This is a genomic window from Prevotella dentasini JCM 15908 (assembly GCF_000614065.1).
Lineage (GTDB): Bacteria > Bacteroidota > Bacteroidia > Bacteroidales > Bacteroidaceae > Prevotella > Prevotella dentasini.
This window is the reverse complement of sequence record NZ_BAKG01000024.1, coordinates 1-24438: the sequence shown is the minus strand read 5'-3', so window position 1 is coordinate 24438 and position 24438 is coordinate 1. Positions and strand designations below refer to the sequence as shown.

The following is a 24438-nucleotide window of genomic DNA, read 5'->3' as shown; positions in this document are numbered from 1 at the left end:
TATACGTATAGAAATATTTTTCTAACCGCTTCCCCGTAAATTTCTAACCGTATATAAATTTTCTGCTAACCGTATATAAATTTTCCGCTAACCGTATATAATTTTTTTCTAACCGTATATAAATTTTCCGCTTGCCGCAAACGGCTTTCCGGCTGCCCGAAACCGCCGTTTTTCCGGTCCGAGGGCCGCATTTCCACAGGCGCGTATCCGTCCCTCCGCAATGCGGATTCCCTCTTGCCGAATCTCCTTCCTGTCCTTCTGCCGTGCGCCCAAGACGGCCTGCCGTGGCCCAGCTGCCGTCTCGCCCCACCGGAGGAATCCTAAAGCCGGGCTGCCGGGCGGTGCTCCGAGGGTTCTTGGTATGCTTTTCCCGTGGCTTGGCCCGTATTGCGGATAATGAGCGAAGGAAGGCGGATGCCTGAAACGACATACGTCGAATCGGGCAGCGTGAATAATGGAATGTTGTTAAAAATAATGAGATAAGGGGGAAAAGTCTTTGCCGATTGGCCGTAATTTGCTATTTTTGCAATTACATTGAAACTACGAAAAGCGTAGAGGCAGTTGGAAAACAGATAAATTCAGCCAGTTCACGGCTTCAAAAGCTATATTTATTATGCAGAATGTGTTTCACGGATTAGGAATTGCACTCATTACTCCCTTCAAAACAGACGGTAGTGTAGACTACGACGCCTTAAAGCGACTGGTCGAATATCAGCTGGACAACGGGGCGGACTTCTTTTGTATTCTGGCCACAACGGGGGAGACGCCCTGCCTGACGAAGGAGGAAAAAGACCAGATTACGGCTGCCGTCAGGGAGATGGTGAAGGGCCGGGTTCCTATTCTCAAGTATTGCGGTGGAAATAATACAGCAGCTGTCGTCGACGAAATAAAGAGCACGGACTGGACAGGAATTGACGGCATATTGAGCATTTGCCCTTATTACAACAAGCCCAGTCAGGAAGGAATCTATCAGCACTTCAGGGCTATAGCGCAGGCCAGTCCGCTGCCTGTCGTCCTTTATAACGTTCCGGGACGCACGGGCGTCAACATGGAGGCGGAAACCACGGTGCGCATCGCCGCCGATTTCCCAAATGTAGTGGCCATCAAGGAAGCCGCCGGGAAGCTGGGGCAGGTAGACGAAATCATCAAGAACAAGCCCAAGAATTTTGAAGTTATCAGCGGCGACGACGCACTGACCTTCCCCATGATAGCCAGTGGGGCCGTCGGCGTTATCTCCGTCATAGGGAACGCGCTCCCCAAGGAGTTCTCGCGGATGATCCGGCTTGAGTTCAACGGAGAGTACGAGGCTGCCCGGAAGATACACCACAACTTTACCGAGCTTTACAAACTTCTCTTCGTTGACGGCAACCCGGCCGGCTGCAAGGCCCTGCTGAGCGATATGGGAATGATAGAGAACGTTCTTCGTCTGCCTTTGATTCCCACCCGCATAGAGACCAAGCAGAAGATGAACGATATACTGAAGAAGATGAGACTATAGTTCAAACTTCGGAAGGAATAAGCCGAGGGGCTTCCGCTGCAGTTGCAGCGGAAGCCCCTCGGCTTATTATATTGTGGCGGAAAAGCCGGCTCGCTGCGTGGCGCAGCCTGTTCCCGACAACCGGCAGAGAAAGAGGCCGTCCTCCTTATTCTGTTCTGGGAATGGTGATTTCTCCGGCAATGGAGCGGTGCATGTATTCCCGTATGGTTTTCGGGTCGCTGTAGGCAGCCTGTAGGTACATCAGCTTGGTAACGGCAGCTTCCGCCGTACTGTCGAATCCGCTGATGATGCCGGCATCCTTCAGATGGTAGCCCGTATCGTAGCGGCTCATCTCCACCTGTCCGCTGATACACTGGCTGATGTTGACGATTACCACACCGCGTTGGGAAGCCTCCTTCAGCAGTTTGGTCAGCCACGGGCTTTGAGGGGCATTGCCGCTGCCGAACGAGCGCATGACGATTCCGCGCAGCTCGGGAGCCTCCAGCACGTGCCGAACCAGATTCTCTTCCATGCCGGGGAAGAGGGAGAATATGATTACGTTGCTGTCCAAGTCGGTATGGGGAATCATGGGGCGGCTGAAGTCGGGGCGGAGAATGTTGTGCTCTTTGAAGGTAAAGTTGACCCCGGCCTCGCACAAGTGGGGATAGTTGAACGAATCGAAGGCATTGAACTCGTCCGCATTTTGCTTGGTGGAGCGGTTTCCGCGGAGCAGATGCCCGTTAAAGTAGATGCAGACCTCGGGAACGATGGGAGTGCCGTCTGAATGATGGGCGGAAGCCAGCTCGAGACTGGTCATCAGATTCTCCTTGCCGTCCGTCCGAAGCTGTCCGATAGGCAGCTGCGAGCCTGTAAGTATGACGGGCTTGGTAAGATTCTCGAACATAAAGGACAGGGCGGATGCCGTATAGGCCATCGTGTCCGTGCCGTGAAGAATGACAAAGCCGTCGTACTGCTCGTAGTTCTTGGCCACGATGCTCACTATCTGTGCCCACTGGCTGGGCGAAATGTTCGAGGAGTCAATGGCAGGTACGAACTGGTAAGTATCGACCTCAGTATGAATCTGCGCAAATTCTGGCACATTGTCTACCAGATGGTTGAAATCCAGAGGTTCGAGGGCACCCGTCAGAGGATTACAGCCCATCCCGATAGTACCTCCGGTATAGATTAGTAAGACTTTGTTGGTTCTGTTCATGTTCATATAGTATTTTATGTTGGCAAAGATAGCAAAAAGAATTTGTTTAATGGCAATAACCGGCTGATTTTATGTTTCTGTTTCCTAAAATAACCTTTTTACGGCCATGAAACTAAAGGTGAAGTCCGCCTGTGTACGGCGGGGGAAAGGGAAGCGGCAGGCTGCTTGGTGAAGCTGCAAGGGAGAGAATGAGGTAAGGGTTCTTCTGTCCGCATGGTTCTTGGAAACAGGCTGATACGGATAGTTGTAGGGAAATATCCGTCAAATGAAAGCAGCATGCTTTTGCGATGCAGCCAAAGTGCCGCTTTCGCAATGCGAACAAGCTCCTTTCACGACGTCAAAGCGGCGTTTTCGCAGAGCGAAAGTGTCGTTCTGAGCAGCCAAGGGTTGGTAGACGGCCTGATGGCACTGCCGTGGTTTAGTAAAAAATAACACGCCAAGGCGAAAAAACAACCGCACCGAGGCGGTTGTACAAGCAAGATTTATTAACTTTGCAACAATAATATAATAGTACTATATACATTTAATGAAAGAATTTGTCATATCCGAAGTCAAGGCGGAGACTGCCGTGCTCGTGGGCCTGATTACCCAGACGCAGGACGAAGCCAAGACGAAAGAGTATCTCGACGAGCTGGAGTTTCTGGCTGACACGGCAGGGGCCGTTACCGTCAGGAGGTTTACCCAGCGCGTGGCAGGCCCGAGTGCCGTTACCTACGTGGGGAAGGGAAAGCTCGAAGAGATAAGGGACTATATAAAACAAAAGGAAGACGACGAGGAGCCGATAGGCATGGTTATCTTCGACGACGAACTTTCGGCCAAGCAGCTCCGCAACATTGAGGGCGAGTTGGGCGTGAAGATACTCGACCGTACCTCGCTCATTCTCGACATATTTGCCATGCGCGCCCAGACCGCCAACGCCAAGACGCAGGTGGAACTGGCGCAATACCGCTACATGCTGCCCCGTCTGCAACGTCTGTGGACGCACTTGGAGCGTCAGGGCGGCGGCTCCGGCTCCGGCGGCGGAAAAGTCGGTAGGTCTGCGCGGGCCGGGGGAGACCCAGCTGGAGATGGACCGACGTATCATTCTTCAGCGTATGTCGCTGCTGAAGCAACGCCTTGTCGACATAGACAGGCAGAAGACGACGCAGCGCAAGAATCGCGGGCGGCTTATCCGCGTGGCACTCGTCGGCTATACTAACGTGGGCAAGTCTACGATTATGAACCTTCTTGCCAAGAGCGAGGTGTTTGCTGAGAATAAGCTCTTCGCCACGCTCGACACGACGGTGCGCAAGGTGGTGGTGGAAAACCTGCCTTTCCTGCTTGCCGATACGGTAGGATTCATACGCAAGTTGCCGACCGACTTGGTCGACTCGTTCAAGTCGACCCTCGACGAAGTGCGCGAGGCCGACCTGCTGCTGCATGTCGTCGATATTTCCCATCCCGATTTCGAGGAGCAGATACAGGTGGTCAACCAGACGCTGAAAGACCTCGACTGTGCCGAAAAGCCCTTGATGATTGTCTTCAACAAGATAGACAACTACCGATGGGAGGAGAAAGAAGCCGACGACCTCACGCCCCCGACCAAGAAGAATATTCCGCTCGACGAGCTGAAGCGCACTTGGATGGCGAAGGAGAGCGACGACTGCCTTTTCATCTCTGCCAAGCGGAAGGAGAATATCGACGAGTTTCGCGACACGCTCTACAGGAAAGTGCGCGAGCTGCATGTGCAGAAATATCCCTACAACGACTTCCTTTACAATATAGAGGAGTAGTTTCCGTCTCAGGGACAATCGGTCTGATAAGGTGAACATGTTCAGCCTGCTTCCTGAAAGGAACGTCAATCAGCCCGTCAGCCTGCTTACTTGTCTACTTATCAACTTGCACACCTGTCAACTCATAACCCCGTTAACTAAGCAATGTATCGTTCCCTAACCGATGAGGAAATCATCACCCTTGAAGAAAACGGCTGTTGGGCCGAAGACTGGAGCCGCGTGCAGGTAGCCGAAGACGGCTTCCGGGCCAAGTATTTTCACCGCGTCATGTTCTACGGCGACATCCTTTTGGGAAGCACGGAGCGTACCATCGAGGTTGCACCGGGCTTCTTCAGGCACACGGGCATCAACGACGCGACGCTCTGCAATGTCTCCGTCGGCAACGAGTGTCTGATAGAGAAGGTGGGCAACTACATCAGCAGCTATACCATCGGAGACAATTGCCTCATCATGAACATCTCCGTCATGGAGACAACCGAGGGAGCTACCTACGGCGACGGTAACCTTGTGTCTGTGCTCAACGAGGCAGGCGACGGCAATATCATTCTCTTCCATGACCTCAACAGCCAGTTGGCAGCTTTCATGGTGCGCCATTTCTCCGACCGCGACCTGAAGAACGCTGTCCGAAGACTTGTTTCCGAGGAGATTGCCCGTACCACACCCGACCGTGGAACGATAGGCAACAACGTGAAAATCGTCAATACCAATGAGATTGTCAACACCGTCGTGCAGGACGATTGCGAGATTTCAGGAGCAAGCCGGTTGAACGACTGCACCATCGTCAGTTCGGAAAATGCAGGCGTATTCATCGGGACGGGCGTCATCTGCGAGAACTCTATCATCGGCAATGGGTCGAGTATCGTCGACCATGTCAAGATACAGGACTGCTATGTAGGCGAGGCTTGCCAGATAGCCAACGGGTTTTCGGCTTCTCAGAGCGTTTTCTTCGCCAATACCGTGATGGTCAATGGCGAGGCCTGCGCGACTTTCTGCGGTCCGTTCTGCGCCTCCCATCATAAGAGCACGCTGCTTATCGGAGGCATGTTCTCGTTCTACAATGCCGGCTCAGGGACGAATTTCTCCAACCATGCCTACAAGATGGGACCGCTCCACTGGGGCGTGCTCGAACGGGGAAGCAAGACTGCCAGCGGCAGCTACCTATTCCTGCCTGCCACGGTGGGGGCATTCTCGGTTTGTTTCGGCAAGCTGACGGGCCATCCCGATACATCCGGTCTGCCTTTCTCGTATGTGATAGGAGAGGGGGACGAGACGCTGCTTGTCCCGGGACGAAACCTGACGACGGTAGGTCTCTACCGCGACATCAGTAAGTGGCGGAAGCGCGACCTTCGTCCGCTGACCTCACGGAAGAGCCTCATTAACTTCGACTGGCTGTCGCCCTATACTGTGGACGAAATCCTGCGTGGCAAGGAAACCTTGGAAAGTCTCCGGCAGGCCTGTGGCGACGATGCCCCTGCCTATCGCTATCACGGCTGCACCATCAAGTCGTCGAGTTTGCACAAGGGCATCCGCTTTTACGACCTCGCCCTACGCCTGTTCATGGGGCAGACGCTCCGCAGCGTGCGGCAGTGGGGGCTTGTCGGCCAACCCGGTGACGAGACGCGGGTGGGCGAATGGAGCGACCTCGCAGGACAGCTCATGCCCAAGGCCGAAGAGCAACGGTTGGTAAACGACATCAAGGACGGAACGCTCGAAACCATTCAGGACGTTCTCGGCCGCTTTCAGGATATTTACGACAACTACGAGGTCTATCTGTGGGCATGGGCCTACCGCATGATGCTCGACTACTACGGCATTGACAAACTCACCGAGGCTGACTATCAGCGCATTGAGGCCGACTATGCCGATGCTCACCGGCAGTGGCTGGACGAAATCAGAAAGGATGCGGAGAAGGAATATTCCTTGGGCGACGTAGACCGGCAGGTGATTGACGACTTGTTGGAAAAGCTCGGTCAGGAGACTTCTCAATTACTTTCCCCGACTGGGAATGTATAGCATCGGTCGTCATAGGTGTTCCGTACCGACTACGAAGAGTGTATAACACCTGTTGGGAAAGGTATTAAGCACCTGTCGCGCAAGATAAATTATTTTGCAAAATCGCAGCTTCATACTTCCAAAGGCCGCAACGGAGTGAGTCACCCCCAAGGTATTCTGTACCTGTAACGGACGTTCCTCTCATAGGACGGAGAAAAGCTGCCGGAACGATCTCCGGCTCTTCATAAAAGAAAGAGAATAAATTCATTAAACCAAAATAAAATGTTGAAACACATCCAATTAAGAAAAGTTGCCCTCGGCATGATGCTCTTGTTAGGAGTTCTCGGCATGAAGGCACAGAGCTACACTTACGAAAGTGTGCCCAACGACCCGATGCAGAGCCGTATCTATACGCTCCGCAACGGACTGAAAATCTACCTGAGTGTAAACAAAGAGAAACCGCGCGTGCAGACCTATATCGCTGTCCGCACGGGAAGCCGCAACGACCCACCCGAGACAACGGGTCTGGCCCACTACCTCGAACACTTGATGTTCAAGGGAACGACGCATTTCGGCTCTTCCAATGTTGAGGCCGAACGTCCCTATCTCGACTCCATCGAGAGTCGTTACGAGCAGTACCGCCACATCACCGACCCGCAGGCGCGCAAGCAGTGGTACCATCAGATTGACTCCATCTCGCAGCTTGCCGCGCGGTACAACATCCCCAACGAATACGACAAGATGATGTCGGCCATCGGAAGCGAAGGTTCCAATGCCTATACGTCCAACGACGTTACGTGCTACGTGGAGAATATCCCCTCCAACGAGATGGAGGCATGGGCCAAGATACAGGCCGACCGCTTTCAGAACATGGTTATCCGCGGCTTCCACACAGAGCTGGAAGCTGTCTACGAAGAGTATAACATGGGATTGACCAACGACGGCAACAAGATGTTCACAGCCATGATGGCGAAGCTTTTCCCCACACACCCGTATGGAACACAGACCACCATCGGGCAGGGTGAGCATCTCAAGAATCCGTCCATCACCAACATAAAGAACTATTTCCGCAAGTACTACGTGCCGAACAACGTAGCCATCTGTCTCTCGGGCGACCTCGACCCGGACAAGACCGTCGCCATTATCGACAAGTACTTCGGCAACTGGAAGCCGAGCGAGCGTATTGACGTTCCCCAGTATGGTCCGCAACCGCAGCTGACGGCACCGGTCGATACGACCGTCGTAGGACAGGAGGCAGCCATGCTCCTGCTCGGATGGCGTGGCGAAGCTGGCAACTCGCTGCAGTCTGATACGCTTAACGTCATCAATCAGGTGCTCTGCAACGGTCGTGCCGGTTTGTTCGACCTCAATCTCAACCAGAAGATGAGGTTGCAGGGAGCCGACGACAACTTCAGTGAGATGAACGACTACTCCATGTTCATTGCAATGGGACAGCCGAAGGAAGGCCAGTCGCTGCAAGAAGTTCGCGCCCTCTTGCTCGAACAGATAGAGAAACTTAAGAAGGGCGAGTTCTCCGACGACCTGATTCCCTCTGTTATCAACAACTACAAGCGACAATTCTATACTCAACTCGACAAGAACGACTTCCGCGCCAACCAGTTCGTTGATGCGTTCATCAACCACAGAGACTGGAAGCTGACGGTTGAGCAGCTCAACCGCATATCCCGGCTGACCAAGGCTGACATTGTCAGCTTTGCCAATCGCTTCTTCGGCAACAACTACGTGTGTGTTTACAAGGAGCAGGGCTACGATACGACTATCAAGAAGGTAGAGAAGCCCAGCATCACACCAATCCCGACAAACAACGACAAACACAGTGCCTTCCTTCAGGAGGTCGTGAACAGCAAGGCGGAAGCCATTCAGCCGCAGTTCGTTGATTTCAGCAGAGACCTCACCAAGGCCACCACGAAGAAAGGACTGCCCATCCTCTACAAGCAGAATACTACCGACGACCTCTTTACCCTGAGCTTCCGCCTGCCGTTCGGTGCAGAGAGCAATCCTCTTATCAGCTATGCAGCCGGCTATCTGGAGTATCTCGGAACGAAGAAGTTGAGCAATGAGCAAATCAAGCAGCAGTTCTATAAGCTCGCCTGCGACTATTCCATCTACGAGGGAGTTGACCAGACCAGCATAACACTGACGGGTCTCAATGAGAATTTGCCACAGGCACTCGCCCTGCTCAACGATTTGCTGGAAAACGCCAAGGCAGACAATGAGGCATACGAGCAGTATGTTGATATGATACAGAAGGAAAGAGCAGACAGCAAGGCCAACCAAAAGGCGAATTTCAGTGCTCTTTTCGACTACGGAATGTATGGCAAATATAATGGTACGCGCAATATCCCGAGTGTGGAGAGCTTGAAGAAGACCGCTCCGCAGACACTCTTGAATCTCCTGAAAGGCCTGAAGAACTACAAGCAGACCGTTCTTTACTACGGGCCGGCTACCTTGCAGAGCCTTGACAACCTCATCAGCAAGACCTTTAAGACCCCGAAAAAGTTCATGGCTGTGCCTGCCGGGAAGCGTTATACGGTAGAGACGACACCCAAGAACGAGATACTCATTGCTCCGTATGATGCCAAGAATATCTATATGGTGCAGTTCCACAATGAGAACAGGGAGTGGTCGGCCGACAACGCTGCAACCATCGCCCTCTTCAACGAGTATTTTGGTGGTGGCATGAACGCCATTGTATTTCAGGAAATGCGCGAGGCGCGTGGCTTGGCCTACGCTGCCAGTGCACGCTATTCTCAGCCGGGACTCTTGGCGACAAGGAAAACTTCTATACATACATCATCACTCAGAACGACAAGATGATGGACTGCATCCGCGAGTTCAACAATCTGCTTAACAATGCGCCCGAGCGTCAGGCAGGCTTCGACCTCGCCAAGCAAAGCCTTCTGAAGAGTCTCGCATCGGCACGTACTACCAAATTCAGTGTGCTCGCGTCTTATCTGGCAGCGCAAAGGCTCGGACTGGACTACAGCATCAGCGAGAAGATTTACAAGACGCTTCCGTCTCTTCAGCTGAAAGATATTCTTGAGTTTGAAAAAAACAACGTTGCCAATAAGCCGTTCCGTTATCTCATTCTCGGCAATGAGAAGGAACTCGATATGAAGGCACTCGAGAAGATTGCTCCCATCCGCAGGGTAACGACGGAAGAAATATTCGGTTACTAAGCGTAGATACATACAAAAACATTATATAGCAAACTAAAAAAGTCCTGATGTGCCCATAGCCGATTAAGCTATGGGCACAGACGGCACAAACATTATGGCTGAATTCAAATATGCCCTATGTTTCAGATGGGCAAGGACGACACAGAATACCGCCTCGTTTCCAAAGAGGGAATTAGTGTCGGTGAGTTTGAAGGTAAGGAAATGCTGAAAGTCAGCAAAGAGGCATTGACCCTTTTAGCACAGGAAGCCTTCCATGACTGCGAGTTTATGCTCCGTCGCGAACACAACGAACAAGTAGCAAAAATTCTGACAGACCCCGAAGCATCGGAGAACGACAAGTATGTGGCCCTGCAATTTCTCCGTAACGCCGAGACAGCCGTGAAGGGCGTTTTGCCTTTCTGTCAGGACACGGGTACGGCAATCATCCATGGCGAGAAGGGACAGCAGGTATGGACGGGCTTCGAGGACGAAGAGGCACTCTCCCGGGGTGTGTTCAATACTTTCACTGAAGAGAATCTCCGCTACTCGCAGAACGCTCCGTTGAACATGTACGACGAAGTGAATACGAAGTGCAACCTCCCTGCCCAGATTGACATTGAGGCTGTTGAGGGGGCAGAATACCGCTTTGTCATGGTGGCAAAGGGTGGCGGCTCTGCCAACAAAACCTATTTCTACCCAATGACCAAGGCTACCATCCAGAACGAGGGTACGCTCATTCCGTTCCTCGTAGAGAAGATGAAGAGCCTTGGTACTGCTGCCTGTCCTCCTTATCACATCTGTTTCGTCATCGGAGGCACGTCTGCCGAGAAGAACCTCCTCACCGTCAAGCTCGGCAGCATCAAGTATTACGACAATCTTCCTACCACGGGCGATGAGACGGGTCGTGCTTTCCGCGACACCGACCTCGAAGAGAAGCTCCTGAAAGAAGCCCACAAGATTGGTCTTGGTGCGCAGTTCGGCGGCAAGTATCTTGCTCACGACATCCGCATTATCCGCCTGCCGCGTCATGGGGCGAGCTGTCCTATCGGTATGGGCGTGAGCTGTTCGGCAGACCGGAACATCAAGGCAAAAATCAACAAGGACGGCATCTGGCTCGAGAAGATGGACACCAACCCCGGCGAACTTATACCTGAAGAGTACCGCAAGCCCGGAGAGGGAAGCAAGGGAATAGAGATTGACCTTGACAAGGGGATGGACGCGGTTCGTGCCGAACTCACCAAGTATCCCGTGTCTACCCGTGTCAACCTCAAGGGTACGATTATCGTAGCCCGCGACATCGCCCATGCAAAGCTCAAGGCCCGACTGGATGCAGGTGAGGAACTGCCGCAGTATTTCAAGTACTATCCCGTGCTCTATGCCGGACCGGCAAAGACTCCCGAAGGCTATCCTTGCGGTTCGATGGGTCCGACTACCGCCAACCGTATGGATCCCTACGTAGACGAGTTTCAGGCCCACGGTGGCTCGCTCGTGATGATAGCCAAGGGCAACCGTACGCAGGCCGTTACCGATGCCTGTCAGAAGCATGGCGGCTTCTACCTCGGCACTATCGGAGGCGTTGCTGCCGTACTTTCACAAAGCAGCATCAAGAGCATCGAGTGCGTGGAATATCCCGAACTCGGCATGGAAGCCGTGTGGAAGATTACCGTAGAAGACTTCCCTGCCTTCATCCTCGTAGATGATAAGGGGCATGATTTCTTCAAGGAGCTGAAACCTTGGACGGGTTGCAGCTGCGCGAAGTAATCACTCTGCGCGAATAAACGGCAAGAAACAGAACCATGTCGGGAGCAAAATCGCTCCCTGCATGGTTCTGTCTTTCTTTATTTTCGTGAGCGAACGGTGTGCCGGATATAGGGTTTCTGAAGCTCCGAATAATGCGGCGGAAGTCCTGTAACAGCCAATATTTCCTTGCAACGTGCCCTGTATCTCGGCAGAATTGTGTAACTTTGCATCTGCCCCGAAAATCAATCAACTTACCCAAACGAACGAAACCATTACTCCATTGAAATCAAACAGACACATCACTCCATGGGCTTGGATACCTTCCCTTTATTTTGCGGAAGGTCTGCCCTACGTTGCCGTAACCCTGCTCTCCATCGAAATCTACATGCAGATGGGACTCTCGGATGCCGAAGTTACCTTCTATACCTCATGGCTCTATCTCCCTTGGGTTATTAAACCGCTGTGGAGTCCCTTCCTCGACCTGTTGCGGACCAAGCGGTGGTGGATAACGGCCATGCAGATGTTTCTTGGTGCTGCCTTTGCAGGAGTGGCTTTCACGGTAGATACGGTGTGGTGGCTGCAAGGTTCCATCTGCTTCTTCTGGCTGTTGGCGTTCGGTAGTGCCACGCACGACGTAGGGGCAGACGGTTTCTACATGATGGGGCTGAAGCCGCACGAGCAGGCTTTCTTCGTCGGCATCCGTTCGACGTTCTACCGTGTTTCGATGGTGGTAGGCAAGGGAGGCCTCATTGCCCTTGCCGGCTTACTGCAAAAGTCAATGAATATCCAGTTTGTCTGGGCACTGATATTCTATGGTCTTGCTGCCCTCTTTATTGGTCTGTCGCTCTATCATCAGATGATTCTGCCTCGTCCTACGGAAGATGCCGACCATCAGAAGGTGTCGGCACAGGGCCTTCTGAAAGAGTTCGGCGAGACGTTCGTCTCCTTTTTCCGAAAAGAACAGACGTGGATAGCCATTGCCTTCATTCTTCTGTTCCGCCTGCCCGAAGCACTGATTACGCCCGTGTCGCAACTTTTCCTACAGGCACCGCACAGGAAAGGCGGTCTTCACCTTTCACTGGAAGAGTTTGGTATGGTTAATGGAACGGTAGGGGTGGTCGGGCTGCTGCTTGGCGGCATTGTCGGCGGTATGGTGGCAAGCCGTGGCGGCCTGAAACGATGGCTATGGCCGATGACTACAGCCATCACGCTGCCCAACATAGCCTACGTTTATCTCGCCTACGAAATGCCCGAGAATATATGGGCCATCAGCTCTGCCGTCTTCATAGAGAACCTCGGCTACGGCTTTGGGTTCAGTGCTATATGCTCTTTATGATATATTTCAGTCAGGGCGAACACAAGACGAGCCATTACGCGCTCTGTACTGGTTTCATGGCTCTGTCGATGATGCTGCCCGGTCTCTTTGCCGGGGCGTTGGCACAAGCCGTGGGCTATCAGGTGTTTTTCGTCATTGTGATGGTTTCCTGCGTACTGCCGTTTGCAGTGGCGTCGCGTTTGAAGATTGATGCCGATTTCGGGAAGAAATAATCTGTTGCAAACAGCTCCGTAATACTACAGCCCTACACCTCTTGGCGTAGGGCTGTTTTTGTGTGATTATACCACGGCCTCATGCAGAATCTCCATCAGTCGGGGCAGGGCGTAGCGGTCGAGGTCGGTCTCTTCTATCCAAATGTAGTCGTCGGGGAGTGGTGGACGCGTGTCGGTCTCCCAAAGATAGATATCGGCAAAGATGATGCGGTGGGTCAGTATGTGCCTGACCTTCTCCTTGCGCAGCACGCTGCGTCGTTTCCATTGTTCGTTCTGTGGTAATTTCTCTATGTCGCCATCTGTGGGAAACTCCCATAACCCCTGCCAAATATCGCCTGCTCCCCGTTGGTGGATGGCAATTTGTCCGCTACACCTTATATATATGTATGCAAGATGTCGTTCCTGCTGCTTGGTTCGTTTGCTCTTCACGGGCAGCGAGGCAACCCGTTGCTCTCGGCAGGCTGTGCACGATTCGCAGAGCGGACAGGCTGTGCAGTCTGGCGATAGGGGCGTACACTGGAGAGCACCGAAGTCCATGATGCCCTGATTGTAGGCAGCCGCCTGTCGCGGTGGGAGCTGTGCCTGAGCCATGAGGCGGAACTCCTTCTTTCCCTGTGTCGTGTCAATGGGCGTACCGATACCGAAATAGCGCGAGAGCACACGGTACACGTTGCCGTCGACTACTGCCACAGGCTCACCGAAGGAGAAAGATGCGATGGCCGCCGCCGTATATTCGCCGATGCCTTTCAGCTTCTTTATTTCTTCGTAGGTATCGGGAAAGTGTCCGAGAGCGACTATCTGCCGGGCTGCCGTATGCAGATTGCGTGCCCGGGAGTAATAGCCGAGACCCTGCCATTCGCGCAACACCTCGTCTTCTGTGGCTTCGGCAAGTTCCCTGACGGTAGCCCAACGCAGCATGAACCGTTCCCAGTAGGCTTGCCCCTGCGCTATCCGTGTCTGCTGCAGGATTACTTCGCTGAGCCAGATGGCGTATGGTCGGTGGTTTCGCGCCAAGGCAGGCTGCGCCCGTTGGCGGTATACCAGTTCAGTATGGTCTGTGAGAAAAACATACTGCAAAGTTATGGAAATCGGGGAAGCGTGAAAGTAAAACGGTAAAAAGTTGGTCGGTTGCACTTTATTTCTTATTTTTGCCATCATTAAGACGACGCAGCCGACCCTTTTGTCCCTGTGCGCGAAGCATGGCAGATAGGGCGGGATGCGTCAAGAGAGTTGTCAATCAATTATCAGAAAGAAATCAGACTATGGGTAAAATGAAGAAAACCCTCTTGGGTGCGGCCTTTGTGGCAGCTGCCCTTTCCATGAACTCCTGTGCTACGAAGGAGTCGGCCATCAGCGACCTGCAAAACTTCTCCTACGACCTTCGGGATAAGAGTCAGTATTATACGGTAGCAGAATGGCAGAAGGCCGGAAACAGGTTCTTGAAGATTCGCCGTCGAATCTCGAAATATCAGTACACGGTTGCCGAACGGCAGAAAATAGGAAAGTTGGAAGGACAGTGTGCCAAATATATGGTCAAGGGTGCAAAGGACGGAATACTCGACCATGTGCTGGGTATAGGCAGTGAGGTTCAGGGAATCCTTGATGGCAGCGGATGGGGTAAATAGCTGCTGTAAGCAGAATCTGCCGAAGCTATAAAACGAAAGTGCCGCTTTCGTGTGGTCAAAGTGCCGTTTTCGCATGGTGAAAACGGCACTTTCGTTTTTCCGTCAACCCGTTCCCGTTTCAGGGGAATTTCCTCGTGCTGGAAGAAAGTTGCCGCTATGATATTTTGTATAATAGTTACCTAAGTGGCAAATCTTTTTTCCTTTTCATCTGTTTCAGGTTTTCAAATCAGACTATTTGGTATCTATTAGATACCTGAAAAATTATTCAAAAAGTTTCACTTGAACAATCTTATGTTTTCAAAAGTTGTCCAAAAGTATTTTATAACCATCTGTTTATCAATAAACTAACATAAATTAACATGTAAAAAGTTGTCTAAAATGATAATTGTATGAATAAAATTAGTATTTTTGCATCGTGAAACGAATAACCTAAAAGGTACTTCTAAAATAATCAAAAAATTATCATAACATAATCATAGAAAGATGATACAGACAGTTGTGAAGCGCGACGGACGCATCGTAGGGTTTAATGACCAAAAGATAATGGGTGCAATCCGCAAGGCAATGATGCACACCGATAAGGGCGAGGACGAACGTCTCGTTCAGCAAATCACCGACATGTGAATTTCAAAGGCAAGTCTCAGATGACGGTTGAGGCCATTCAGGATGCCGTCGAGCTTGAGCTGATGAAGAGTAAGCGCAAGGATGTTGCCCAGAAATATATTGCCTACCGCAATCAGCGCAGTATTGCCCGTAAGGCGAAGACGCGTGATGTTTTTCTCGATATTGTCAATATCAAGAGCAACGACGTTACGCGTGAGAACGCAAACATGAATGCTGACACACCGGCAGGAATGATGATGAAGTTCGCTTCCGAGACTACGAAGCCGTTCGTAGACGACTATCTGCTCTCCGAGGAGAGCCGCGAGGCTGTCGCCCACAACTTGCTCCACATTCACGACAAGGACTATTATCCTACGAAGTCGCTCACCTGCTGCCAGCATCCTCTCGACAACATCCTTCAGCACGGCTTCACTGCCGGACACGGCTCGTCGCGCCCGGCCAAGCGCATAGAGACAGCGTCGGTGCTGGCATGTATTTCCTTGGAGTGCGCACAAAACGAAATGCACGGCGGACAGGCTATTCCGGCCTTCGATTTCTATCTTGCACCATTCGTCCGCTCAAGCTATATAGAAGAGGTTAAAGGCTTGGAGAAACTATACGGACAGGACTTTACCGCCTTGTACGATGCCGGGATAGACGACTATCTTGACCTTCCGCTTGACGGATTGCAGGGCGACGAGCGCGTGAAGCAGTTCGCCATCAACCGCACCGTAGCCCGTGTGCATCAGTCGATGGAGGCTTTCATCCACAACATGAACACTATCCACTCGCGTGGCGGCAATCAGGTCGTGTTCTCGTCCATCAACTATGGTACCGACACCTCGGCAGAGGGGCGGTGCGTAATGCGCGAACTCCTGAAGAGTACCTATCAGGGAGTAGGCGACGGAGAGACGGCTATATTCCCGATACAGATATGGAAGAAGAAGCGCGGAGTCAACTATTTGCCCGAAGACCGTAACTACGACCTCTACCAACTGGCTTGCAAGGTAACGGCGCGTCGTTTCTTCCCGAACTTCCTCAACCTCGATGCCACCTTCAATCAGCATGAGCTGTGGCGTGCCGACGACCCTAAGAGGTATCTGTACGAGATGGCTACCATGGGCTGTCGTACCCGCGTGTTCGAGAATCGCTTCGGAATGAAGACGTCCGTTGGTCGAGGGAACTTGTCGTTCTCGACCATTAACATTGTCCGTCTTGCCATAGAGTGCATGCCGATAGAGAGCAAGGAGGAGCGCATCGCAAGTTTCTTCGCCCGTCTTGACCGCATGTTGGAGATTACGGCCAAGCAGCTTGACGACCGCTTCCAGTTCCAGAAGACAGCTTATGCCAAACAGTTCCCGCTCCTGATGAGCAAGCTGTGGACTGGCTGTGAGACTCTGAAGCCGGACGATACCATTAAGAGCATCATCAATCAGGGTACGCTCGGTATCGGCTTCATCGGACTGGCGGAGTGCCTGAAGGCCTTGGTGGGCTGTCATCATGGCGAGTCGGAAGAGGCGCAGCAGCTCGGCCTGCGCATCGTTACCTATTTTCGCGACCGCGTGAAGGACTTCAGCGAGCAATATCAGCATAACTACAGCGTGTTGGCAACGCCTGCCGAAGGGCTGTCGGGCAAGTTTACGAAGCGCGACCGTAAGGATTTCGGAATATTGGAGGGCATTACCGACCGCGACTATTACACCAACTCCAACCACGTGCCGGTCTACTACAAGTGCAGCGCACGCCATAAGGCTGAGGTGGAAGCACCTTACCACGACCTCACCCGTGGCGGACATATCTTCTATGTAGAGATTGACGGTGATGCGACCCATAATCCGCAGGTCATCATGAATGTCGTGGACATGATGGACAAGTACAACATGGGCTATGGCAGTGTGAACCATAACCGCAACCGCTGTATGGACTGCGGCTACGAAAATGCCGACGCCCATCTGGAGACCTGTCCGAAATGTGGCGGCAATCATATTGATAAGCTCCAGCGAATAACGGGTTACCTTGTCGGAACCACCGACCGTTGGAACGCCGGTAAGCTCGCCGAACTGAATGATCGTGTAACGCACGAGTTGTAATTCATAATTCACAATTCATAACCATAACCGTTTCAGCAGGCAAATCGTAATTCGTAAATCCTCATTCGTCATTGTTTCATGCCTCCTGTCTCTTGTCTTGTGTACGGCAGACTTGCGTGTAAGGGAGCTTATTGTAACAATGGGGAATGATGGATTGCGGATGATGATTTCATAAGAAATGCTTTCCATCCTTGACATAGTAGAAGATACGATGGTAGATGGTCCCGGTTTCCGAACGTCTATCTATTGTGCCGGCTGTCCGAACGCGTGTCCGGGCTGCCACAATCCGAAGTCGTGGAACATAGAAAATGGTCGCATGATGACGACGGAAGATATTATGAAGATAATAGAGAGCGACCCCTTTGCCAATGTAACTTTCAGCGGAGGAGACCCGATGTTTCAGCCCGAAGGATTCACGGAACTGGCACAGGCCATCCGCAAGCGCACGAATAAGACGATATGGTGCTTCAGCGGTTTCACGTTTGAGGCCTTGGTGCGCAATGAGAAGCAGAGAGAGCTGCTCCGGTTGATAGATGTTCTTGTAGACGGCCCGTTCGTTCAGGCTCTCCGCGACGAAGACCTCCTCTTCCGCGGCAGTTCCAATCAGCGGCTTATTGATGTTCCCCGGTCGCTGGAGGAGGGACGGGTGGTGCTCTATCGGCCCGATATTACGATATAGGTAGGACGTCTGATTTGTCCGGACATCTCCTCCCGTTTTTCCGCTTGCCTCCCCATACCGGCATAACTTGCTTCTCTCTGTAAACATACTTCTTAATCACCGTATCATAGTGGCGTTTTCGCATGGCGAAAGTGCCCGTTTCGCATAGTCAGAACGGCACTTTGGCATAGCTGTGGCATTGATTTCGTTTTCGGTTTATAATATACTGATTACATGAAAGTTATGAATTAAATGTTTATATCAGCTTATTCCATGCCTTCGCAGCAAGTCCTGAAGCTGTTGCCGGTCTTATTCAAAAAGTGGTGTTCTGTCCAATAAAAGTAGCTGTTAGTTTTGTCCGAATAAAAAAATAATCGTATTTTTGCACACAATTGTAAAGAAATCAAATGATATTGCGCCTAATAAAATGAAGAAAATACTTCTATCTATCGTCGCTTTTGCAATGATACTATTCGTTGCCGGCTGCGGTTCCAGCAAGCAAGTCGCCTATTTGCAGAATATAGACTCTATCAGTCTGGCGGCTTCCCGTGGCTTGTACGATGCACGTATTATGCCCAAAGATGAATTGACGATAACCGTACAGACTACCGACCCGAACGCTGCTGCGCCATTCAATCTTGTGGTACGCAATCAGTTGGGCGCATCTCGTCAAATCAGTACTGGGGGCGGATCGCTTCAAGGTTTCCTTGTAGACAATGAAGGCTATATCAACTTCCCTGTAGTAGGTAAGGTTCATGTAGTGGGATTGACCAAGACAGAGTGTGAAGATCTTATCAAGAGCAAGATTCAGCCTTATCTTGCACGCACGGAAAATCCCGTCGTGTCTGTCCGCATGAGCAGTTACCACGTTACGGTAACCGGCGAAGTAGGTTCTCCGAAGGTTATTCCTGTGTCTACGGAGAAGATCAGTATTCTCGAAGCCCTTACGCAGGCCGGCGACCTGACCATCTACGGAAAGCGCGACAATGTCATGTTGATTCGTGAGGATGCCAGAGGCGAGAAGCATGCCACTCGTCTGAATCTCAATGATGCAAATCTCATCAACTCGCCATATTATTATCTTCAGCAGAATGATATTATATATGTAGAGCCTAATGCCGTTAAGGCGAAGAACTCTGGTATCGGCAGCTCCACTACCATTTGGTTTTCGTTTGTCGGCATTGTAACCTCAATAGCATCCTTGTTGGTGAATATTCTGCGATAACTTCCTCTTTCCCTTTTAGGATGGAAGATTGTTGCTATTAGATATAAATGTAGATGGAAGTACTCGGTTGTATCACGGCTTGTAACTCCTGCATGAGGATGCAGGAAAGGCGTTGTCAGCGGAGTATTTCCTTTTTCATATAGAACGATTATAAAACTATGTGTGGAATAGTAGGATATATCGGGACAAAGCGCGAAGCTTTTCCCATTCTCGTAAAAGGCCTGCAACGGCTCGAATATAGAGGATATGACAGTGCCGGAGTAGCCTTGGTCAATGGCAATCATGAGCTTAGTGTGTACAAGGCAAAGGGAAAGGTAGCAGACTTGGAGGCTTTCTGTGCCGACAAGGATATAACCGGCTCGGTAGGCATAGCACATACCCGTTGGGCCACTCATGGCGAGCCATCTTCGCTCAACGCCCATCCGCATTACTCCCAGTCTAAGAATCTGGCCATTATTCATAATGGTATTATAGAGAATTATGCCGAGATAAAGAAAAAACTGATGAACCATGGAGTTAAGTTTCTGTCCGACACTGATACCGAAGTATTGGTTCAGCTGATAGAATACATTCAGTCTAAGAAGAATTTAGACCTCCTTACCGCTGTTCAGGTGGCTCTTCATCAGGTTATCGGAGCCTATGCCATAGCACTTCTTGACAAGCGTCATCCCGACACCGTGATAGCTGCACGCAAGCAAAGTCCGTTGGTCGTCGGTATAGGAGACGGTGAGTTCTTCCTCGGTTCGGATGCCAGTCCTATCATAGAATACACCGACAAGGTGGTATATCTTGAGGATGGCAATATTGCCGTGATGAAGCTGGGCGAGGACCTGAAGGTGGTCAGCCTTCAGAATGAAAAGCTGCTGCCCGAAATAAAGACCGTTGACATTGACTTAGGGCAGATTGAGAAGGGGGGATATCCCCACTTCATGCTGAAAGAAATCTTTGAACAGCCGGAATGTCTGAAGAATTGTATGCGCGGACGCATCAATGTGGAGCACGATAGTGTAAAGCTGAGTGCACTGATAGATTATCGTAGTTGGCTGATTAATGCAAAGCGCATCATTATTGTAGCCTGTGGTACGAGCTGGCATGCAGGCCTTATAGGCAAGCAGATGATAGAGACGTTCTGCCGTATCCCTGTGGATGTAGAGTATGCGAGTGAGTTCCGTTACCGCAATCCTGTTGTCGGAAAGGACGATGTCGTGATAGCCATCTCACAGAGTGGCGAAACTGCCGACACGTTGGCCGCCGTAGAACTGGCCAAGGAAAAAGGTGCGTTCATTTACGGCATTTGCAACGCCATTGGCTCCAGTATTCCCCGCGCCACCAACACTGGTACTTATATTCACGTAGGGCCGGAAATCGGTGTAGCCTCTACAAAGGCCTTTACGGGACAGGTAACGGTGCTTACTATGTTTGCACTGACACTTGCCGAGGCTAAGGGAACTCTGCGGCACAACGAATATACCCGGATTGTCAAGGAACTGGTAGAGATTCCGGAGAAGATTAAAGAGGTATTGAAAACCAACGAACAGGTGGCCGATTTGGCGCGTACCTTTACGTATGCACACAACTTCCTGTATCTTGGCCGTGGTTTCAGCTATCCTGTAGCTTTGGAAGGAGCTTTGAAACTGAAGGAAATATCCTATATTCATGCCGAGGGCTATCCGGCGGCAGAGATGAAACATGGTCCTATAGCATTGATAGATTCCGATATGCCAGTCGTAGTGATTGCTACACACAACGCAATGTACGAAAAAGTAAGGAGCAATATACAGGAAATCAAGGCTCGGCAGGGTAGGGTGATTGCCCTTGTCTCCAAGGGCGATACAACGGTATCGAAGATTGCCGATGCGGTTATAGAGCTTCCCGATACACTTGAGTGTCTGGAACCTTTGGTAGCCACCGTGCCTTTACAGCTTCTTGCCTACCATATTGCGGTATGCAAGGGAAAGGACGTAGATCAGCCCCGAAACCTTGCCAAGTCTGTAACTGTAGAATAAACAAAGATAACGTTAGTAATAGTAAACGCATTTAATGGAAAAGAACATTCACGAGGATTGTGGTGTAGCAATGATAAGATTGCTGAAGCCGCTTGAGTATTTTCAGGAAAAGTACGGAACATGGATGTATGGGCTGAACAAACTCTATCTGATGATGGAGAAGCAGCACAATCGTGGGCAGGAAGGTGCAGGGATGGCTTCGGTCAAACTGGCTTCAGAGCCGGGCAATGAATACATGTTTCGCGAGCGGGCTGAAGGAAAGAATGCAGTAACCGAGATATTCGGAAACGTTCACGGCAACTTTAAGGGGTATTCGGCTGAACAGCTTTCTGATGTTGCGTTTGCTAAGCAGAACCTTCCCTTTGCGGGAGAACTCTATATGGGCCACCTCCGGTATTCCACTACCGGCAAGAGTGGCCTTTCTTATGTGCATCCGTTTCTGCGTCGCAATAACTGGAAAGCCAAGAACCTGTGCATGTGCGGCAACTTCAACATGACCAATATTGGGGATGTTTTTGAAAAGCTGACCTTGCAGGGACAGTCTCCCCGGAAGTACAGCGATACTTATATCTTGCTTGAACTGATGGGACACCGTCTTGACAGAGAGGTTGAACGAAACTTTGTGGAAGCGCAGAAACGGGGTCTCCAACATCAGGACATTACACGATATATTGAGGATAATGTCAAGATGAGCAATGTTCTGAAAACCACCATGGAAGGTTTTGATGGTGGATATGTTATCTGTGGCATTACCGGGTCGGGGGAGATGTTCTCCATGCGCGACCCTTGGGCTATCCGTCCGGCCTTCTATTACAAGAACGACGAGTTTGTCGTGCTGGCAAGCGAGCGTCCTGTACTTCAGACAACTTTTGATATTGAGTGTGAAGAAGTACAGGAACTGAAACCGGGACAGGCACTGATTGTCAACAGAAAAGGTGAATGTTCATTACAACAGATACTCGAGCAGAAAGCAGATGCAGCGTGCTCATTTGAGAGAATCTATTTCTCGCGTGGTTCTGACCGCGATATTTATAAGGAGCGCGAGAAGTTGGGCCAACAGCTTGCAGAAGAAGTGCTGAAGTCGGTGGACTATGATGTAAATCATACAGTGCTTTCCTTTATTCCGAATACGGCAGAAGTGGCTTTCTATGGACTTGTACATGGTTTTAAGAAGTGGCTCAACACAAAGAAGGTGGAGCAGATTGCTGCATTGGGGGCTAACCCTTCACATGAAGATATTTATGCCATAGTCAGTCAGTATGTGCATACAGAAAAGGTGGCATGGAAAGACATCAAGCTCCGTACCTTTATTACCGAGGGCAATTCCCGAAACGACTTAGCTTCCCATGTATATGATATAACTTACGAAAGCATTGCCCCCTATACTGACAATTTGGTAATCATAGACGATTCCATTGTCCGCGGCACTACCCTGAAGGAAAGTATTCTACGTATTCTTGACCGTTTGCATCCAAAAAAAATTGTTGTTGTGTCAAGTGCACCGCAGATTCGTTATCCTGACTATTATGGTATAGACATGCCGCGGTTGGAAGAGTTCTGCGTATTCCGGGCTACTATAGAGTTGATAAAGGAACGGGGAATGGATAATCTGCTTGAAGAAATTTACAGACAATGCAAGATTGAGATTGCCAAACCCAAGGGAGCGGAAATCCATAATGCAGTCTGTGGGGTCTATGACCCATTCACGGTAGACGAAATCAACCGAAAGATTGTAGAAATGTTACGCCCTGAAGGAATGTCAACACCAGTAGAACTGGTGTACCAGAGTATAGAAGGTCTTCACAATGCCATTCCTCATCACAAGGGGGATTGGTATTTCACAGGAAAGTATCCGACACCGGGTGGTATGCGCCTTGTCAATCAGGCATTTGTCAGCTACTATGACGAAGTATACAATAAATGATACAGAGTAGAAAAGAATCAATCAACAATAAGATTACTATAATGAGGAATGTAACTTTGGTCTTAAGCGACGGAACAAAATTCCACGGAAAGTCCTTTGGCTATGAATCTCCTGTAGCAGGAGAGGTTGTTTTCAATACGGCAATGACGGGCTATCCCGAGAGTTTGACAGACCCCTCGTATGCCGGTCAACTTTTGACGATAACCTTTCCACTCATTGGAAATTACGGCGTACCGCCTTTCACTATCGATGGCAATGGGATTCCTACTTTTATGGAGAGTGATAGAATCTATGTGTCTGCACTGATTGTGTCCGACTATAGTGAGCAATACTCCCATTGGAATGCCGTAGAGAGCCTCTCAGACTGGCTCAAGCGTGAGCATGTGCCGGGCATTACGGGTATTGACACACGCGAATTGACTAAAGTTTTGCGTGAGCATGGCGTGATGATGGGTAAGATTCTTTTCGACGATGAACCCGACAACATTCCTCAAGCCGACTATGAAGGAGTTAATTTTGTTGATATTGTATCAACAAAGGAAGTCGTCCGTTACAATGAAGGCGCAGGGAAAAAAGTTGTACTTGTTGATTGCGGAGTGAAAGCTAACATCATCCGTTGTTTGGTAAACCGTGGCGTAGAGGTTATTCGTGTACCTTGGAACTATGATTATACGGGGATGGCTTTTGACGGACTCTTTCTTGCTAACGGCCCGGGAGATCCCGACATGTGCAGTGAGGCTGTTGACATTATCCGCAAACAGATGTCAATGAGCAATAAGCCAATTTGTGGTATCTGCATGGGCAATCAGCTGCTGTCGAAAGCTGCCGGTGCCACTATTTACAAGCTGAAATACGGTCATCGGGGACACAACCAGCCAGTGCGGATGGTTGGAACAGAGAAATGCTTTGTTACTTCTCAGAATCATGGTTATGCCGTTGATGCCAAAACATTGGACAAGGATTGGGATGAGTTTTTTGTCAATATGAATGACGGCAGTAACGAAGGTATTCGCCATAAGACCAATCCGTGGTTCAGTTCCCAGTTCCATCCAGAGGCTTGCTCTGGCCCGGTAGATACAGAATTTATGTTTGACAAATTTGTAGAAACACTGAAATAATGAAAGACGAATCAATAAAGAAAGTCCTGATTTTAGGTTCAGGCGCATTAAAGATTGGTGAAGCCGGTGAGTTCGACTACTCTGGTTCTCAGGCTTTGAAGGCATTGCGAGAAGAAGGTGTTTCTACAGTGCTCATCAATCCGAACATTGCCACAGTACAAACATCGGAAGCGTCGCTGACCAAATATATTTCCTGCCCGTTCAGCCCTATTTCGTGGAGCGTGTTATCCAAAAAGAAAAACCTGATGGTATTCTCCTTTCATTTGGC

The 24438-nt window shown here is 50.5% G+C and carries 9 protein-coding genes and 7 pseudogenes; 14 read left to right on the top strand and 2 right to left on the bottom strand.

The features are described from left to right. The first annotated feature begins 613 nt into the window (after nucleotides 1-613). Nucleotides 614-1498, top strand: coding sequence for a 4-hydroxy-tetrahydrodipicolinate synthase (gene dapA / locus JCM15908_RS10620; protein WP_025003300.1), 885 nt, complete (start codon nucleotides 614-616; stop codon nucleotides 1496-1498). 145 nt (nucleotides 1499-1643) lie between these two features. Here dapA and JCM15908_RS10615 read toward each other — a convergent pair whose 3' ends face one another. Next, nucleotides 1644-2690, bottom strand: coding sequence for an asparaginase (locus JCM15908_RS10615; protein WP_025003299.1), 1047 nt, complete (start codon nucleotides 2688-2690; stop codon nucleotides 1644-1646). 526 nt (nucleotides 2691-3216) lie between these two features. Here JCM15908_RS10615 and hflX point away from each other — a divergent pair. From hflX to JCM15908_RS13805, 5 genes and pseudogenes are all read left to right on the top strand, one after another. Beyond that, a pseudogene (gene hflX / locus JCM15908_RS13820) lies at nucleotides 3217-4462 on the top strand (GTPase HflX). Nucleotides 4463-4606: 144 nt separating this feature from the next. Beyond that, nucleotides 4607-6475: a DUF4954 family protein gene (locus JCM15908_RS10605; RefSeq protein ID WP_025003298.1), complete on the top strand. Its 1869-nt coding sequence runs from the start codon at nucleotides 4607-4609 to the stop codon at nucleotides 6473-6475. A 261-nt stretch (nucleotides 6476-6736) separates the two neighbouring features. Continuing rightward, nucleotides 6737-9654, top strand: a pseudogene (locus tag JCM15908_RS13815) (M16 family metallopeptidase). Nucleotides 9655-9748: 94 nt separating this feature from the next. After that, nucleotides 9749-11394 (top strand): annotated as a pseudogene (locus tag JCM15908_RS13810) (fumarate hydratase). Between the two features lie 259 nt (nucleotides 11395-11653). Continuing rightward, nucleotides 11654-12921: pseudogene (locus tag JCM15908_RS13805) on the top strand (MFS transporter). Between the two features lie 66 nt (nucleotides 12922-12987). On the opposite strand, the pseudogene mutY reads toward JCM15908_RS13805, so the two are convergent. Continuing rightward, nucleotides 12988-13991 (bottom strand): annotated as a pseudogene (mutY, locus tag JCM15908_RS13800) (A/G-specific adenine glycosylase). 192 nt (nucleotides 13992-14183) lie between these two features. Here mutY and JCM15908_RS10580 point away from each other — a divergent pair. The 8 genes and pseudogenes from JCM15908_RS10580 to JCM15908_RS13790 form a co-directional block, all read left to right on the top strand. Continuing rightward, nucleotides 14184-14546, top strand: coding sequence for a hypothetical protein (locus tag JCM15908_RS10580; protein ID WP_036893183.1), 363 nt, complete (start codon nucleotides 14184-14186; stop codon nucleotides 14544-14546). Nucleotides 14547-15029: 483 nt separating this feature from the next. Further along, nucleotides 15030-17239 (top strand): annotated as a pseudogene (locus tag JCM15908_RS13795) (anaerobic ribonucleoside triphosphate reductase). Nucleotides 17240-17417: 178 nt separating this feature from the next. After that, entirely contained in the window at nucleotides 17418-17918 is a 501-nt protein-coding gene (gene nrdG / locus JCM15908_RS10570; protein WP_025003296.1) for an anaerobic ribonucleoside-triphosphate reductase activating protein, read from the top strand. Between the two features lie 406 nt (nucleotides 17919-18324). Beyond that, nucleotides 18325-19122, top strand: a complete 798-nt coding sequence (locus JCM15908_RS10565; protein ID WP_025003295.1) for a polysaccharide biosynthesis/export family protein — start codon at nucleotides 18325-18327, stop codon at nucleotides 19120-19122. Nucleotides 19123-19280: 158 nt separating this feature from the next. Further along, nucleotides 19281-21128, top strand: a complete 1848-nt coding sequence (gene glmS, locus JCM15908_RS10560) for a glutamine--fructose-6-phosphate transaminase (isomerizing) (RefSeq protein WP_025003294.1) — start codon at nucleotides 19281-19283, stop codon at nucleotides 21126-21128. A gap of 34 nt (nucleotides 21129-21162) precedes the next feature. Continuing rightward, the gene (locus JCM15908_RS10555; RefSeq protein ID WP_025003293.1) at nucleotides 21163-23052 is read left to right on the top strand and encodes an amidophosphoribosyltransferase; all 1890 of its coding nucleotides are present in this window, start codon (nucleotides 21163-21165) and stop codon (nucleotides 23050-23052) included. A 41-nt stretch (nucleotides 23053-23093) separates the two neighbouring features. Further along, the gene (gene carA / locus JCM15908_RS10550; RefSeq protein ID WP_025003292.1) at nucleotides 23094-24170 is read left to right on the top strand and encodes a glutamine-hydrolyzing carbamoyl-phosphate synthase small subunit; all 1077 of its coding nucleotides are present in this window, start codon (nucleotides 23094-23096) and stop codon (nucleotides 24168-24170) included. Further along, nucleotides 24170-24438 (top strand): annotated as a pseudogene (locus JCM15908_RS13790) (carbamoyl phosphate synthase preATP-grasp domain-containing protein); the annotation flags it as partial. The gene carA and the pseudogene JCM15908_RS13790, both read left to right, overlap by 1 nt.

Coding starts and splice junctions, on each gene's coding strand:
- JCM15908_RS10605 (WP_025003298.1), top strand. CDS start 4,607: ATGTATCGTTCCCTAACCGATGAGGAAATCATCACCCTTGAAGAAAAC.
- dapA (WP_025003300.1), top strand. CDS start 614: ATGCAGAATGTGTTTCACGGATTAGGAATTGCACTCATTACTCCCTTC.
- carA (WP_025003292.1), top strand. CDS start 23,094: ATGAGGAATGTAACTTTGGTCTTAAGCGACGGAACAAAATTCCACGGA.
- JCM15908_RS10615 (WP_025003299.1), bottom strand. CDS start 2,690: ATGAACAGAACCAACAAAGTCTTACTAATCTATACCGGAGGTACTATC.
- nrdG (WP_025003296.1), top strand. CDS start 17,418: ATGCTTTCCATCCTTGACATAGTAGAAGATACGATGGTAGATGGTCCC.
- JCM15908_RS10580 (WP_036893183.1), top strand. CDS start 14,184: ATGGGTAAAATGAAGAAAACCCTCTTGGGTGCGGCCTTTGTGGCAGCT.
- JCM15908_RS10565 (WP_025003295.1), top strand. CDS start 18,325: ATGAAGAAAATACTTCTATCTATCGTCGCTTTTGCAATGATACTATTC.
- JCM15908_RS10555 (WP_025003293.1), top strand. CDS start 21,163: ATGGAAAAGAACATTCACGAGGATTGTGGTGTAGCAATGATAAGATTG.
- glmS (WP_025003294.1), top strand. CDS start 19,281: ATGTGTGGAATAGTAGGATATATCGGGACAAAGCGCGAAGCTTTTCCC.